A 15,745-nucleotide genomic window follows, 5' to 3' on the forward strand; every position below is an offset into this window, starting at 1 on the left:
TTTTGAATTAATTCCAAAGCATTTAAAATTCATAATTTATAATTTAAAATTAGTTGCGAAGTGGTTTTCCTTTAGTTAACATATACTGAATTCTTTCTAAAGTCTTACGTTCAGTACATAAACTTAAAAATGCTTCACGTTCGATATCTAATAAATATTGTTCCGATACTAAAGTAGCTTCAGATAAATCTCCACCAGCCATTACGTAAGCCAGTTTGTTTGCGATTTTTTTATCGTGCTCAGAAATGTATTTTCCAGCTTGCATCTGATCTGTTCCAACTAAGAACATTCCAAGAGCTTGTTTTCCTAATACTTTCACATCTGTTCTTCTGATAGGTTGTGTATAACCAGCTTCTGCTAATAACAAAGCATGTTTTTTAGCTTCAGCAATCTGACGATCTTTGTTTACTACAATAACATCTTTTCCATGTTGAAGAAGTCCTGTATCAAAAGCTTCGTAACCAGAAGTCGAAACTTTTGCCATAGCGATGGTTAAGAAATACTCTTGAAGAACATTTAATTCCACATCATTTTTGCGGAACAAATCAGAAGCTCTCAAAGCCATTTCTTTAGATCCACCACCACCAGGAAGTACACCAACACCAAACTCAACTAATCCCATGTAGGTTTCTGCAGCAGCAACCACTTTATCCGCGTGTAAGCTCATTTCGCATCCACCGCCAAAAGTCATTCCGTGAGGCGCAACCACAACTGGAATAGAAGAATAACGAACGCGCATCATCGTGTCCTGGAACAATTTAATTGCCATGTTCAATTCGTCGTATTCCTGCTCAACCGCCATCATGAAAATCATTCCGATATTAGCACCAACAGAGAAATTCGCTGCTTGATTACCAATAACTAAACCTTGATATTCTTTTTCAGATAAGTCGATTGCTTTATTGATAGCCTGTAGAACGTCACCACCAATGGTATTCATTTTAGATTGGAATTCTAAGTTCAAAATTCCATCTCCTAAATCCTGAATGATTGCACCACTGTTGCTCCAAACTTTTTTGCTTTCGCGAATGTTGTTTAGGATAATGAATGAATCTTGTCCAGGAACTTTTGCTTGTGATTTTGTTGGAATGTTATAGAAATAAGTTGCTCCTTCTTTTACAGAGTAGAAACTTTCGCTTCCGGAAGCTAACATTTCGTTTACCCACGCAGCTGGTTCTAAACCTTCCGCTTTCATAATTTCGATTCCGTTGGCAACACCAATCGCATCCCAAATTTCGAATGGACCATTTTCCCATCCAAAACCGGCTTTCATTGCATCATCAATTTTATATAATTCGTCTGAGATTTCAGGAATTCTGTTTGAAACATAAGCAAACATTCCAGAGAAACTCTTACGGTAAAATTCTCCCGCTTTGTCTTTTCCTTTAACTAAAACTTTGAAACGATCAATTGGTTTATCGATAGTTTTAGTCAATTCAAGAGTTGCAAAACTTGCTTTTTTAGCAGCTCGGTATTCTAATGTATCTAAGTCTAAAGAAAGAATGTCTTTGTCTACTTTTTTATAAAAACCTTGACCTGTTTTGCTTCCTAACCAATTATTCTCCATCATTTTGTTGATGAAATCAGGAAGTTTGAACAATTCGTGTTGTTCATCAGTTGGGCAGTTTTCATAAATACCGTTGGCAACGTGTACCAAAGTATCCAAACCAACAACGTCAACCGTACGGAAAGTAGCCGATTTTGGACGACCGATAACCGGACCAGTCAATTTATCAACTTCTTCAATTGTTAATCCCATTTCTTTAACCAAGTGGAATAAACTCTGGATTCCGTAAATACCAATTCTGTTTCCAATAAACGCCGGAGTATCTTTAGCAACAACCGAAGTTTTTCCTAAAAATTTAGATCCGTATTCGTTTAAGAAATCCAATACTTCATTTGAAGTTTTTGGACCAGGAATAATTTCAAATAATTTTAAGTAACGCGCAGGGTTAAAAAAGTGTGTTCCGCAGAAGTGTTGTTGAAAATCTTCGCTTCTTCCTTCACTCATAAAATGAATTGGAATACCAGAAGTATTAGAAGTAACCAAAGTTCCTGGTTTACGGAATTTTTCAATTTGTTCGAATACTAATTTCTTGATATCCAAACGTTCCACTACAACTTCGATAATCCAGTCAACATTAGCAATTTTTGCCATGTCATCTGTCGTATTTCCCGTCGTAATTCGGCTTGCAAATTTCTGACTGTAAATAGGAGAGGGTTTCGATTTTAATGAGTTCGCCAAATGGTCATTTACCAAACGGTTTCGAACGGCTTTGCTTTCAAGTGTTAATCCTTTTTTAGCTTCAGCTTCTGTCAACTCGCGAGGCACGATGTCAAGCAGTAAAACTTCAACACCAATATTGGCAAAATGACAAGCTATACCTGAACCCATTATTCCGGATCCAATTACAGCAACTTTTTTAATTGTGCGTTTCATAAGTATTATTTGTTTGTATATGAATTTGAATAATTTTTAAGGTTATTCTTTTTCCGTATTTTCTGTTTGCTTCGCCAGTTCGCTGGCGCTCGGGTGATTAAATATATTTTTATCGTGAATGAGTTCATTTATAATTTCCGAAACTTCGATAAAATGTTGTAGTTTTTCGTCTGAAACATGTTTCCGAACGGTCTCATTAAATTTTAGAACTGTATTTTTAGATAATTCTCTTTTTTCTTTTCCAAATTCGGTCAGGTAGATTAAAACACCTCTTCCGTCGGTCGGATTTTTTTTGCGAACAATCAAACCTTTGTCTTCCATAGATTTTAATGTTCTTGTAAGGCTTGTAGCTTCCATTCCCATTCTTGGCCCCAAGGCTGTCGATGGTGTTCCTTCTTCCTTGTCAATACTTAAAAGTGCAAATCCGGTTGCCATTGTGGCATCGTACTTTGCAGCTTCTTCATTGTACATTCTGGAAACAGCCTGCCAGGTTGCTCGTAAAATATAATCTATCGTTTTATCTTTCATAAGTAACTATATCGATTTCAAATATAATCAAAAAATACTATGCATGCATATTATTTTAAGATAAATTTTTGGTTATTTAAAAAAAATCTCTGAATAAGAGGAGTTTGAGGTTAATTTTTAATTGAAATATACTATTCTTTTTTTATGTTTTAACAAATTTGAAGCCCTAAAAATTATTATTGTATTAAAAAAGCGTGCTCAAATTCTTAATTCTATAAATGAAATCCGGCTTAAGTTGGTTCTTCGTATTTTTGTAATGCTTTTTGAAGCGTATTTTTCATTCGCTTTCGTAAACTTTCCGGTCTCAGGATTTCAATTCCGCAGCCAAAGCCTAATAATAGCCGCTCCATCTCATAATTGGGAGCAATGAACAAATGAACGATAACACTTTTGTCTTCATTTTCCTGAATCAGTCTTTGCGTATGATGTAGCGGTTTTGTCAATACATAAGGCGCATTTTCAGCATCAATCCAAAGTTCGATTCGTCTGGGCTGCAAACCCGAATTAACCGTTACCCCAATCACATTCTTGTAAAAAAGTTCGGCATCAAAATCTTCTTCCAGATAAGGAAGATTAAAATCATAATCAATCGAAATGATCCGGTCCAAAGCGAGATTGGTAATAGGTTGGGAACCTTTTTTCTTTCCCACCAAAAACCAGCGGTTGTTAAATTCCTTTAATATAAAAGGATGGAAATGAAATTTGGTTTCCTCTCTCGATTTAAATGATTTATAAGTAATGATCAAAACCATCTTTTTAATAATCGCTTGATAAATCTCATCCAGATAATGCAAGCCTTTCAGATTTTCATTTTTATCCAGATAAATAACGGGTTTCGTATGCGACTTTTCGGCATAGATTTTATCTTCCAATCGCTGTAAAATATCCGATACATCATTAAAAAGAGAGAAATCTTTAAACTGTTTCAGCATTGATACCGTTTCGGTCAAAACATTCATATCCGTTTCTGTCAAAGGAATATCCGTAATCGAAAAATCTTCGTCTTCGTATTTATAATACTTTTTGTCGTAAACTACGATTGGCGCATTGTAACCCAACTTTTCACTCCGCATCATCTGAATATCCATCTGAATCGTTCGTTTACTAATTGGAATTTGTCTCCCTTCATATTCTTCCAATGCATGTGAACAGCATTCAATTAAATCTTCTAAAGTCCATTGTCTGTATTTATTCTGCAGACATTTATCAATGGTTTTGTACCGAATTAAGGCGTTTTTATTTTGTGACATATTATAGTTTTTTGGGCGTGTCCCTCCGGGTCGGGCTGTGCACTGTATCTTTTGTGGCGAACCCCGCCACAAAAGGATGCCGTTCCCATCCCTCACGCATTTACGTTAATAAAGAAATTTTATTTTCAATATTGGTTCTTGCTTTTTTATATAACTAATCGACTATTTAATCCACAGATAAAGACATTTAAAATCTGCTAAATCTGCCAGATCTGCGAGAAAAAAAATGTCTCTCAGCATCTTGAGAGATTATAAATTTATCAATTCAAGTTAGCAGTAAAATCTCCTTTTCAATATTTTTCCTGGCTTTTTCTTCATATAAATTCCTAAAATCATCGGTTTGAAAAATAAATTCATTTTCCAGAAAATGCTTCAAAGCTTTTGCTCTCCCGGGTTTATAAAGAAAATCAGGGTAAATTCGATATTCTTTTCTGATCTGTTCAAAATAGGTTTTATAATCCTCCCAATCTTTCGTCAGGATTTTCAAATCAAAATCAATTAACCAGTTGATATCTTCGATTGAATTGTACGAATGAAGTTGTGTTGCACAAATAGCGTCAAAAACCAATTGTCTGTTAAGGTTTGTGTTTTCGGGTAAAATAGACAATGCTAATTCGGCACTTTTGAGTTCATTGTCTTTTTTAGAACTTACATATACATAATCATGATAGAAAATAGAGAATAATATTTCGTTTGGAAACTGCAATTTGTCAAAATACGTTTCATAACTGTCAATCATTTCTTCTAAATGCGTCAGATTATGATAATACCTTGATTTTTTAGAATATATTTTTTCCAAATCAACCCAGTTTTGCTGAATCTCTTTTTCACTAAAGCCAATATTCAAAAGCAGTTCGGAATATTTATGTTTAAGGTTCATGATGTTTTTTCTCAAAAATAAGATTTCTTTTTTTACTGCGTAAAACAATTGCGTAGAAGATGATCGCAGAAATACTATTAATCATTAAAAATGATGATTTTAATAGTAGGGAAAATTTGTATTATTGCGTGTTACTTAACCTACAGAAAAACCATGAAAAAAATAATTCTATTTTTAATACTTACCCAATCGATTATTTCCTGTTCAAATTCAGATGACTCCGCTGATGACAATCCGATAAGTAGCGGAAACTACTATGCGGTGGGCAGTACATACGGAAAAAATAAAGACAATAATTTTACACAGCTTGCTTCGGTCTGGATAGATGGTGCTCCAACTATTTTATCAAATACAGCAATCTCATCTGTAGCTAATGCTGTTGCTTCCTATAATAATGATATCTATGTTGCAGGAACTGAATCGGTGAATAATGGCAATACCATACTAAAAGTTTGGAAAAACAATAGCGGTGAAAATGTAACTGACGGAAACCATCTGGTAGAGGCAACTGATCTGACTGTTAATGAGGGAAATATTTACATAGCCGGAAATGAATTTATTGGCCCCTTGAATTCCTCAATCGCAACGGTCTGGAAAAACGGACAAGCCATTCGCCTAAGTGATAAAATTTCAGAAGCGAATGCTGTTTATGTACTTAACAATGATGTCTATGTGACAGGTTACAAAGTAATCAATGATAAAAAAACAGCAATTGTATGGAAAAATGGCGTTGAAACTGTTTTAACTTCAGAAGAAGATGATTTGGAGAGTATAGCGACAGATATTTATGTGAATGCTGAAAATATTTATGTAATAGGATATTTAAGAAATTCATTTAAATCCCGGGCCATTCTTTGGAAAAATAATAGTCCTTTTATATTATCTAATGAAAATGATTTTTCACAAGCTAATGCCTTATTTGTGTACAACACAGATGTATATGTTGTCGGTTGTGATATTGATACACATAAATATGACTTTGTTGGTAAAGTTTGGAAAAACGGAACTCTTGTTAAGGAAATTAATGGGGCTAATCCTAAAAGCATCGATATTAAAAACAATAAAATTTATATTGCCGGATCCGGATTAGATGAAAGAGGAATGCATGATGAAGGCAAAATTTGGGAATCAGACTTAAACAATTTAAATTTTGTTGCTAAATACAAATTTCCCAATAATAAAGTAAATGCTATTTTGGTAAAATAATACTGAAGCAGAAAAAGAATTGATTTAGTGCATATTAGTTAATTTTGAATTGAATTTAGTGTTTGAAAAAGCGTCCGGATCCGGACGCTTTTTTTGTTTTAAAAATAATTTATTTTACTACGCAAAATAATTGCGTACTAGTTTTAAAATCTTTGTTCAAGAAATAAAAACAAACGTTCATAGAAATAAAAAAGAATAAACAGGTCAAGTTTGAGTTACTTCGAAACACTTTCCACGTACTACTTACACAATTACCTTATTATTCAAAAATTTGAAGCAGTAGCTCAGCGGTAGAGCAGGTAGTTTTGAAATTATCCTGAAAAGGTCAATCCAAACTTACTTCGTACACTTCTAATGTCCGGGTCGTGGGTTCGAATCCTATCTGCTTCACTATTAATGGTCAATTAAAAATTACTTCGGGAAATTGGTTTTTCCGGTTCGAGTCCGGCAAGTTTTAAAATAATCATTAATAAAAAACGAGGGTCAAGATTAACTTACTTCTCGGGGAAACCCACCAGATAAAATAGTTCATCAATTACACTCGAATTTAAGGTCAAGTGCTTCTTACTTCAAACACTCTTTTAGGTAGAACTCAGAAGCACCATTATCTAAATTTTAAAATTTTAAAAAAAATGAAAACAACAGCATTATTAAAAATCAGTTTACGTCAGAACGCTATTTTCATTCCATCAGAAATGATTACGAATGACGTTAAAAATTTATCAGGAACAACATCCGTTTTGTTAGCCAATGTTTCAAAACTCGGATTTACATTTTCTGAATCATTGTTGCATGTTTTAAACAATGTGAGTCTGACTTATAAAATCGAGGTTTTAGAAGTTCTAAGAGAAGTTTTAGGAACCGATAAAAACTGGACACCTTTGATAAAAGAATGGAATATTCCAACTGGAGAATCTGTTTTGGATCATATTCTAACCTATTTCTGGAATGTTTTAGGTGTGAAAAACGGAACAACTTTACAATGCGGTCATATTATCCCGGATAATACTTTCCAATTAGAAAGATACAATGGTTGTCCGTTTTGCGGAACTCCGTTTGAATTTGGAAAACTGGAAAATATCGGTCAGGGAAGCAAATTGAAAACACTTGAATTGTGGACAGAAAAAGATTTAAATGATTTCTATATATCCTTATTGCAATCAAAAACAGCTTTAGACGCTACGCAAGTTGATAGTTTAAAATTGGCTATGAAATATTTGGCTTTACCTAAAACTGAAATCGCAATGAAGGAAACTTTAATGCTGGTTATCGATCTTTTGATTGAAAATGGCACTGAAGATCTGGCTTCGCAGTTTTTGAAAACGCCAACCGATATTTTACGTTATTTATGGTATAAAAATACCGGAATGCTGCAGATTATCGAGCCAAAAACGATTATTAAAAGAGCGGCTAAAAACGGTCAGCATTTTCATAATTCATTAGATACAAGCGCTCAGGCAAGAATTGCTTCTAAAAAAGATTTGAAACTAAAATATTCCCGAAAAGAATGTTTGATGGTCGCCAATTGGTTAAATAATATGAATTTGGATGTAGAAGCAATGTGCGAAATCATGCACCCAAAAAGAGGAATGTGGGTTCGTTTTATCAGAGCATTGCGTTTGGCAGAATACAGCAAAAGAAAAGGATTTGAGAAATTGAACTTTTTAATGGATGTATTCTACAACCAGGTTTATGATGTTTGGCAAAGTAAAGTGAATTCGTCAAGATTGAAATTTGATGCCGATAAGACATTTGCTTTATTGAAGCAGCGTCCGGGTTTGTTTGCACGGTCGTTATTTTCGAATATGCTTTGGTTTGGAGCCGATGAAACCATCGTTCATTTTGAAGAAATCATCGATAAAGTTCCGGCAAGACTGGTGTTTACATTAAACATGTATGCGCAGAATTACTTTGATGTAAACATGCAGAGAAGTGTGAAACCTTTGGGTGGAACAAACAAACGTGTTGGATCAAATCCGTTGTTGAAGTTGTATGAAGATTTTATGCTGACAGATATGAAAAATCAAATCGAAGATCTGACTATTTTGGCAATGAAAAAACGATTTGCAGCGGTTTCAAACACAAACAAAACGATCTATATCGATCCGCAATTGTACAATATGCCAGTTTCGATTGGTGATAGAAGCGATACGGTTCAGGATCTGCCGGTTGCTTTGATGGGAACACGTTTTCCAATCGAAGGAAACGAAGTGCGATTGTTTATGCAATGGGGTAAAGACTTGCCGGCTCAGCATTTAGATATGGATTTAAGCTGTCATATCGCTTATGAAGATAAAGCCGATATTTGTTCTTTCAGCCGATTGACGACTACGGGTTGTCAGCATAGTGGAGATATCCGAAGCATTCCGAATAAAATCGGAACGGCTGAATACATCAACATCAACATCGACCAATTGGCGAAAGCCAACGCAAAATTTGTAACTTTTACCTGCAATGCTTACAGCAATGGAAGTATAACGCCAAATTTGGTTGTAGGTTGGATGAACAGTAAATATCCGATGAAAATTTCAGAGAAAACAGGTGTTGCGTACGATCCGTCGTGTGTAGATCATCAGGTTCGTGTGACGCAGAATGTTGCCAAAGGTTTGGTCTTTGGAGTGTTGGATGTAGCCAAAAGAGAAATCGTATGGTTAGAGATGACTTTCGGAGGTCAGGTTGTTGGAGGTTTGGATTTTAAAGGAGTTCAGTCTCTATTGGCAAAATTGACCAGCAAATTGAATATTGGTAATTTATTACAGCTTAAAGCGGAAGCTCAAGGCTTAACGATTACCGAAAATGAAATAGCTGATGAGGTGTATACAGCGCAATGGGCGATTAACCCAGCGGTTGTGACACTATTATTAATAGATTAAGTTGCAAAGGTTCATAGTAACAAAGTGACAAAGGTTTTGTAGAGGCGCACTGCTGTGCGTCTCCGCAAAGTTTGGTAAATTTAATCTCGCAAAGTCGCAGAGTCGCTAAAATTTTCTTTTTTAAAGCCACAGATTAAAGGATTAAAATAATTAAAAAGAATCTCCTTAATCTGCTCAATCTGCGAGAGAAAAAACTTAGCGATTCTGCGACTTTGAGAGAAATAAAAAAAACTACGCAAAATAACTGCGCAGTACTAAAGCAACCTTTGTACTATCAAAAAACAAAAAAAATGAAAACACAAATAAGCGGTACAGATATATTAGAATTAGGATTTCCGGAAGGAAAAATAATTGGGATTGCCTTAAAAATAAACAGCAAAAGAAACGGATTTACAAGAGACGAAATGATAACAAATTTCAAAAACGTCTTAGAAACTCCAGAGAATTATATAGACGATAAAATCTTCAGTAAACTGGCTGTGGCTTTAATCGAAAAATCGAATGAAAAACCAGAAGATTTCATTGCTTTAAATGAAAACCCAAATGCATATTCGGCTTACGGATTAGATCATATCGAAGACGGAGCCAGAAAACAAATGGAAGTTGCCATGAAACTGCCAGTTACGGTTGCAGGAGCTTTAATGCCAGACGCGCATCAAGGTTACGGATTACCGATTGGCGGAGTTTTAGCCACAAAAAATGCCATTATTCCGTATGGTGTTGGAGTTGATATTGGGTGTAGAATGGCGTTGTCAGTTTATGATATTCCTGCAGCTTTTTACTTTGAAAACGAAGCTAAATTTAAAAAAGAATTAATAGCGAATTCTATTTTTGGAGCAGGTCACGGATTTCACGGTCAATACAAATCAGATCATGCCATTTTGGAGAACGAGACATTTAATATGAATCCGTTTGTGAAGAATTTAAAAGATAAAGCCTGGTCGCAATTAGGATCTTCAGGTGGTGGAAATCACTTTGTCGAATTCGGAATCATGGAATTCGCCAAAGACGATTCAGTTCTGAATATTCCAAAAGGTAAATACGTAGCTTTGCTAACACACTCCGGTTCACGCGGAATGGGCGCCACAATTGCCGGACATTATACCAAAATTGCTAAAGACGAATGTAAACTTCCTGAAGTGGCGAGAAATTTAGCCTATTTGGATATGAATTCACAATTAGGTCAGGAATATTGGCTGGCGATGAATCTTGCGGGAGATTACGCTTCGGCTTGTCACGAGATTATCCACAACAAAATGGAGAAAGCTTTGGGCGCAGCGATTTTAGCCAAAGTCGAAAACCACCATAATTTTGCATGGAAAGAAATCTGGAATGGCGAAGAAGTAATCGTGCATAGAAAAGGCGCAACTCCGGCCGGAAAAGGCGTGATGGGAATCATTCCAGGAAGTATGACCGCGCCTGGATTTTTGGTGAGAGGAAAAGGCGAGGAGAACGCGATAAATTCTGCTTCACACGGAGCAGGAAGACAAATGAGTCGAACCCAGGCGATAAAAAACATTACAAAATCCGAGATGAAATCGATCCTGAAAGATCACGGCGTAACGCTTATCGGTGCAGGTTTGGATGAAGCCCCAATGGCATATAAAGATATCAATCAGGTAATGGAAGCACAGCAGGATTTAGTGGATGTGGTTGCCAAATTTACACCGAAACTGGTTAGAATGGCAGATGATGGAAGTCGTGAAGATTAATGGTCAGTGATCAGTTTTTTAGTGTTCAGTGTACAGACGCACTGCAGTGCGTCTAACACAACGTTTCCTAATTTTATGTCATTTCGAGGAATGAGAAATCTTCGCAAGTAACTCCGCAACGAAAGTTCAAGCTTTGTCGAGCTTCTTACGGAGATTTCTCCTCCGTCGAAATGACAAACGTTACGCAAAAAAACAAAATAATAATTCAAGGTAACTGAGAGGAAAAAACTTAGAATCTCAGCCTCTCAGAACCTTAGCAACTTTTAAAAAAATATGAAAACATACATAGACATAGGAATCAACCTAACCAACAAACAATTTCAAAACGACATAGACGATGTTGTACAAGACGCAGTCGACGCCGACGTATCGCAGATGATCCTCACGGGCACAAGCGTACGAAATAGTGAAGAATCCGCAAAGATTGCCAGGCAATATCCGGGTGTGTTATATGCGACGGCAGGAATACATCCACATGATGCGAAGAGTTTCGACGTACAGAGCATTTCGAAACTAAAGAATTTATTACAGCAGAAACAAGTCGTTTCGGTAGGCGAATGCGGACTCGATTTTGATCGTGATTTTTCGCCCCGAAACAAACAGGAAGAATGTTACAGAGCTGAGTTAGAATTGGCGATTGAAGTTCAGAAACCTTTGTTTTTGCATGAAAGAGCCGCTTTTACAAGATTTATGGACATCACAAAAGACTATCTGCCGAAACTGCCAAAAGGTGTTGTGCATTGTTTTACAGGAACACTGCAAGAAGCCAAAACCTATCTCGATAACGGATTGTATCTTGGTTTTACGGGAGCGATTTCAGATGCAAAACGTTTCAGTCATTTAAAAGAAGTAATTCAGTATGTACCGCTAGACCGAATGATGATCGAAACCGATGCGCCGTTTATGCTGCCAAAAAATGTTCCGAACAGCCTTTTGAAAAAATACCACGAACGCCGTTGCGAACCTGCTTTTTTACCTTTTGTTGCCGGAACAGTGGCACAATTTAAAGGAATTCCTTTGGATAAGGTGGCGGAGGAAACGACTAGAAATGTTAAAGTCTTTTTTGGGATTTAAGATTTTTCTAATAGGTTTTGAAATAGAATACAGCTGTCCCAACGGCAGGATGAATCACAATAGCATTTTATTATTTGTAATAAATGAGTTTAGGAAATGTAATATTTGTTTAATTTGCCTAAAAAATTTTTGAATGAAATTTATAACCAACAGAACCATAATTCTAAAATCATTTATTGCAGCAATAGCTATATTAGGAATTAAAAACTTTGTCTTTAAACACCTTTCGCTTTACGGGCAGGACTTTCACGATTTGATTGAACTGGCTGATATTTCGATTATTTTTACCGGAGCTTTTTTTGTTTTCGGATTACTGTTGGCAGCAACGATGACCGATTTTAAGGAAAGTGAAAAAATCCCCGGTGAAATAGCTTCTAATCTCGAAGCGATCAAAGATTGGATTTATCTGGCTTTCAGGGCACCCAGAACAGGAACTTCTGATTTGTGCAGGCAAGAATTAAACCCCGTTTTTTTGCGTCAGGAAATGATTGCCATTACGAATGGCATTGTGGAATGGATCAATTCTAACGGAAAAGATTCTAATGTTATCTTTCCCTTAATTCGGAAATCAAATGAGATCGCCTATTATTTTGCCGAAAGAGGTGTCGATAAAGAAGCCATAAAAGGCATACAGGAAAATACCAATGCGATGCGAAAACAGCTCACGCGTGCCTATTCGATTTCGAGAAACAACTTCATCAAGCCGGCGTATACCTTGCTCCACAGTATTTTGTTTATCGTAATGTCGCTGTTGCTGATTACCAAATTCAAAAGCCCTTCAGCGGATTATCTGGTAACTTCTGCCATCACCTATTTGTTTTGCTATTTGTACTTACTGATTAGCGGTCTGGATGATCCTTTTGATATTTTCAATGGTGATACCAATGTCGATTTGAAACCCATTGACCGATTCAGGCAGCGATTATTGTCGGATTTTTTGGTGTGAAAAAAAAGTAAGAATGGAATTTGTTTCAATAAATAATTTACATCGGATAAGTAACAAATAAACAGGTTCCTTTTAGGATAGGAAAAATTTCAAAAGTGCCGCCTATGGCTTCCATTCGTAAAGACATATTGGTGATTCCATTTCCTTTTTGAACCGTATCTGTTAGTCCAATGCCGTCATCGGTGATTGTAATTTGAAAATAAGTATCAGTTTGCTCAAATCGGATAATGATGTTATGCGCTTCACTGTGTTTGTAAACATTATGAACTGCTTCTTTAACCACTAAAAAAAGATTACGTCTTTCTTTTACAGATAAATTTGTTTGTTTTTCAAAAATATTTGAGCTGAATTGTGAATCAATTGAGGTTTTGCTTAAAAAACGTTTTACATACAAAACGGTGTATTCGATAAAATTAGCAATAGTATCATTTTTCGAGTTCAGGCTCCAGAGAATTTCCCGCATGGCCAGATTCATATCTTCAGAAGTAGTTATAATAGCTTCTAAGTCTTCGGAATAACTTTCCTGGGGCATTTTATATTTCAAAAACTCAGCCTGGAGTTTTATGGCCGAAATTCCGGCACCCAGGTCATCATGCATATCCTGCGAAATGCGTTCTCTTTCTAACTGAATCGCTTTTTGGCGTTCTAATTCCTTTTGCAGCAATTGGTTCTGGAATTCGCTTTCTTTTATTTGGCTTTCCTGTTGCTGAATAAGCTGTTTTTTGTTGTAAATAAAAACCATCATGATAATAAAGCATACAAACAACAGCATTATCAGCATAGCAATAATAAAGGTTAGTTTTATAGCTGGGTTCATTTGTCTGATTTTTTTATATTTTTTAAGATCGTCTCGTATTTAAGTAACGCTTTAAAAAATAAAAGATACATAATGCAATTGATAGCAAATAAAAATTCTATAAGTAATTCTAAAAAAGGGTTGTCTTTAATTTTTAAGAAATATCTTGGAATAACTCTAAATATAAAAAAGCAGCTCCAGAGTAGTAAGCCTGTTGAAATCCAAAAGTTTGGGTCGTCTGTAATTTTAGTTTCAGATGGAGAATTAATTTTTTGATAAAACCACATCATCGTATCTAGAATATAAAAAATTGGTAAAACGATGAATAATTCTGATTCTAAATCTTTTCCTAAAAATATTACTGAGATTAAAATATAAATCAAAGGAATTAATGATAATAAGCTGATTTTGTTTCTTAGATTTTTGTCGAATAATCTGGAATAATAAAACAAAAAAAATAAAATGCAAAATATACTATAAACAAAATAATGGAAACTATATTGGGATTTTTGATTTCTAAAAAGAATTATCTCTGATATTAGTTCTACAAGAAAAGTAGCAAGAAGATATGCAAACAAATAGTTTTGGCTAGAAAGACCAAATTTTCTAACCAAAACCATTGATTTTAAAAGGAGTAAAAGTAATATTATTTCATAGATGTAATTCATTAAGGCTTAAGGTTTCCTAGATCGTAACCGGCACTTTCTCCATAAAGGTGTTTCTTTTTACCAAATAGGACATGAACACAGAAAGCAATTCTTTTATCTCTTTCTATAAAATGGGCTGAAAGTTCTTGATCTATATTAGTAGGGGAGTACTGAAACATGTTGAATTTTAAGGCATAAATATCATGGTGTAAATTTTTCATGTCTTCTAAGTAAGAAGTAATTTCGCCTAATTTATATGAAATTAATGTATCTTTTTTGTTTTCAGGATGAGTAGGTAATTTAGCTCCTATGCCATTTACAAAATCAGTTTTCATTTCTCTGAAATCTTTCGGTGTTATAGTATCATTTTCTAAGACGTATAAAACATCATCATCAAAAAGATTGTCTCTTTTAATTGGACAATCTTCATTATTTGAAAAAGATAAGCCTAGATTTAAAGAACCATCTTTTTGAATAAGATAAAATTTGCAAAATGACTTGTTTATATTGTTTGAAATTACCTTTTCAAATATTTCTAAGTCTATAAGAAAGCTTTTAGTTAATTCTTTAATACCTAATTTATTGTAGTTCTCAATAAAAATTTCTTCAATTTCTTTTTTAATTTCTTTGATAAAAAAGTTTTTTTTATAAGTTTTTTCTTGGTTTAATTTTTCTAATTCCATAATTTCTAGTTTTTAGTGTTAAACTTATTAATAGCTTCAATTTTGTTGCTTACTTGTAGTTTTCTGTAAATATTGCCAATGTGTTTTTTGACCGTATCAATCGTCACATTTTTTTTATCGGCAATTTCCTTGTAAAGCAGTCCCTGCGCCAGCAGTTCAAGGACTTCTTTTTCAGTTACTGTAAGTAAGGCAAGACTTTGTACTTGTACTTTTGATTCCTGAAAATGTTGTAAAACGCGTTTTGCAATAGTAAAACTCATTGGTGCGCCTCCGTTATGAGCTTCAAGAATGGCCTGAATAATTTTATCAAGTGGATCGCCTTTTACGAGATAACCGCTCGCACCTGCACGCAATGCCGAAAAGATTTTTTCATCGTTTTCAAAACTGGTGCACATTATAAAATGAGTTCCGGGCATAAGTTCTCTTAATTCAAAAACAATATCAATTCCTGATAAATCCTGCAGGTTTATGTCCATTAGAACCACGTCGGGTTCTAGGGCTTCCAGTTTTTGCAACGCATTTTTACCATTAAAAAATTGGGCTGTACATTCCATGTCTTTCTGAAAATCAATAATGTTTTTCAGAGCCTGACTATAATTTTTATCGTCTTCTACTATGGCAACTTTTATTTTCATGGTTTAACATTTTCATCACAAAGTTGTACAATATCCCAGCTGCTCACAATTACCCTTTTGGGTGATATTTCAGAT

At 34.9% G+C, this 15,745-nt stretch carries 12 protein-coding genes and 1 tRNA gene; 6 read left to right on the forward strand and 7 right to left on the reverse strand.

Annotated features, from left to right (window positions below):
• Window positions 1-49: 49 nt before the first annotated feature.
• The 4 genes from DMB68_RS01385 to DMB68_RS01400 form a co-directional block, all read right to left on the reverse strand.
• Entirely contained in the window at window positions 50-2,440 is a 2,391-nt protein-coding gene (locus DMB68_RS01385) for a 3-hydroxyacyl-CoA dehydrogenase/enoyl-CoA hydratase family protein (RefSeq protein WP_110344891.1), read from the reverse strand.
• A gap of 42 nt (window positions 2,441-2,482) precedes the next feature.
• Window positions 2,483-2,968 carry a MarR family winged helix-turn-helix transcriptional regulator gene (locus DMB68_RS01390; protein WP_110344892.1) on the reverse strand — a complete coding sequence of 162 codons (486 nt, stop codon included), beginning with the start codon at window positions 2,966-2,968 and terminating at the stop codon, window positions 2,483-2,485.
• A gap of 230 nt (window positions 2,969-3,198) precedes the next feature.
• On the reverse strand, window positions 3,199-4,218 hold the full coding sequence (locus DMB68_RS01395) for a helix-turn-helix transcriptional regulator (RefSeq protein ID WP_110344893.1): 1,020 nt from the start codon (window positions 4,216-4,218) through the stop codon (window positions 3,199-3,201).
• 265 nt (window positions 4,219-4,483) lie between these two features.
• Window positions 4,484-5,098 carry an HD domain-containing protein gene (locus DMB68_RS01400; protein ID WP_110344894.1) on the reverse strand — a complete coding sequence of 205 codons (615 nt, stop codon included), beginning with the start codon at window positions 5,096-5,098 and terminating at the stop codon, window positions 4,484-4,486.
• Window positions 5,099-5,251: 153 nt separating this feature from the next.
• On the opposite strand from DMB68_RS01400, the gene DMB68_RS01405 reads away from it, so the two are divergent.
• From DMB68_RS01405 to DMB68_RS01425, 6 genes are all read left to right on the forward strand, one after another.
• The gene (locus DMB68_RS01405; RefSeq protein WP_110344895.1) at window positions 5,252-6,304 is read left to right on the forward strand and encodes a hypothetical protein; all 1,053 of its coding nucleotides are present in this window, start codon (window positions 5,252-5,254) and stop codon (window positions 6,302-6,304) included.
• 273 nt (window positions 6,305-6,577) lie between these two features.
• Window positions 6,578-6,694 (forward strand) — tRNA-OTHER (locus DMB68_RS23255).
• Between the two features lie 242 nt (window positions 6,695-6,936).
• Entirely contained in the window at window positions 6,937-9,177 is a 2,241-nt protein-coding gene (locus DMB68_RS01410; protein WP_110344896.1) for a hypothetical protein, read from the forward strand.
• A 290-nt stretch (window positions 9,178-9,467) separates the two neighbouring features.
• Complete coding sequence (locus DMB68_RS01415) at window positions 9,468-10,889, forward strand: RtcB family protein (RefSeq protein ID WP_110344897.1); 1,422 nt, start codon at window positions 9,468-9,470, stop codon at window positions 10,887-10,889.
• Window positions 10,890-11,162: 273 nt separating this feature from the next.
• Window positions 11,163-11,963, forward strand: coding sequence for a TatD family hydrolase (locus DMB68_RS01420; RefSeq protein WP_110344898.1), 801 nt, complete (start codon window positions 11,163-11,165; stop codon window positions 11,961-11,963).
• Between the two features lie 133 nt (window positions 11,964-12,096).
• A complete protein-coding gene (locus tag DMB68_RS01425) occupies window positions 12,097-12,909 on the forward strand; it encodes a hypothetical protein (protein WP_110344899.1) in 813 nt (270 codons plus the stop codon).
• Between the two features lie 37 nt (window positions 12,910-12,946).
• On the opposite strand, the gene DMB68_RS01430 is transcribed toward DMB68_RS01425, so the two are convergent.
• The 3 genes from DMB68_RS01430 to DMB68_RS01445 all read right to left on the reverse strand — a co-directional run bounded on the left by DMB68_RS01430 (window position 12,947) and on the right by DMB68_RS01445 (window position 15,670).
• The gene (locus DMB68_RS01430; RefSeq protein ID WP_110344900.1) at window positions 12,947-13,726 is read right to left on the reverse strand and encodes a sensor histidine kinase; all 780 of its coding nucleotides are present in this window, start codon (window positions 13,724-13,726) and stop codon (window positions 12,947-12,949) included.
• A gap of 646 nt (window positions 13,727-14,372) precedes the next feature.
• On the reverse strand, window positions 14,373-15,035 hold the full coding sequence (locus tag DMB68_RS01440) for a hypothetical protein (RefSeq protein WP_110344902.1): 663 nt from the start codon (window positions 15,033-15,035) through the stop codon (window positions 14,373-14,375).
• Window positions 15,036-15,040: 5 nt separating this feature from the next.
• Window positions 15,041-15,670 carry a response regulator transcription factor gene (locus DMB68_RS01445; protein ID WP_110344903.1) on the reverse strand — a complete coding sequence of 210 codons (630 nt, stop codon included), beginning with the start codon at window positions 15,668-15,670 and terminating at the stop codon, window positions 15,041-15,043.
• Window positions 15,671-15,745: the final 75 nt, after the last annotated feature.

Source organism: Flavobacterium hydrophilum (assembly GCF_003202405.1).
GTDB lineage: Bacteria > Bacteroidota > Bacteroidia > Flavobacteriales > Flavobacteriaceae > Flavobacterium > Flavobacterium hydrophilum.

What these genes read in the sequence shown, in the direction of transcription:
- DMB68_RS01385 (WP_110344891.1), bottom strand. Translation starts at nt 2,440, where the DNA reads ATGAAACGCACAATTAAAAAAGTTGCTGTAATTGGATCCGGAATAATG.
- DMB68_RS01390 (WP_110344892.1), bottom strand. Translation starts at nt 2,968, where the DNA reads ATGAAAGATAAAACGATAGATTATATTTTACGAGCAACCTGGCAGGCT.
- DMB68_RS01395 (WP_110344893.1), bottom strand. Translation starts at nt 4,218, where the DNA reads ATGTCACAAAATAAAAACGCCTTAATTCGGTACAAAACCATTGATAAA.
- DMB68_RS01400 (WP_110344894.1), bottom strand. Translation starts at nt 5,098, where the DNA reads ATGAACCTTAAACATAAATATTCCGAACTGCTTTTGAATATTGGCTTT.
- DMB68_RS01405 (WP_110344895.1), top strand. Translation starts at nt 5,252, where the DNA reads ATGAAAAAAATAATTCTATTTTTAATACTTACCCAATCGATTATTTCC.
- DMB68_RS01410 (WP_110344896.1), top strand. Translation starts at nt 6,937, where the DNA reads ATGAAAACAACAGCATTATTAAAAATCAGTTTACGTCAGAACGCTATT.
- DMB68_RS01415 (WP_110344897.1), top strand. Translation starts at nt 9,468, where the DNA reads ATGAAAACACAAATAAGCGGTACAGATATATTAGAATTAGGATTTCCG.
- DMB68_RS01420 (WP_110344898.1), top strand. Translation starts at nt 11,163, where the DNA reads ATGAAAACATACATAGACATAGGAATCAACCTAACCAACAAACAATTT.
- DMB68_RS01425 (WP_110344899.1), top strand. Translation starts at nt 12,097, where the DNA reads ATGAAATTTATAACCAACAGAACCATAATTCTAAAATCATTTATTGCA.
- DMB68_RS01430 (WP_110344900.1), bottom strand. Translation starts at nt 13,726, where the DNA reads ATGAACCCAGCTATAAAACTAACCTTTATTATTGCTATGCTGATAATG.
- DMB68_RS01440 (WP_110344902.1), bottom strand. Translation starts at nt 15,035, where the DNA reads ATGGAATTAGAAAAATTAAACCAAGAAAAAACTTATAAAAAAAACTTT.
- DMB68_RS01445 (WP_110344903.1), bottom strand. Translation starts at nt 15,670, where the DNA reads ATGAAAATAAAAGTTGCCATAGTAGAAGACGATAAAAATTATAGTCAG.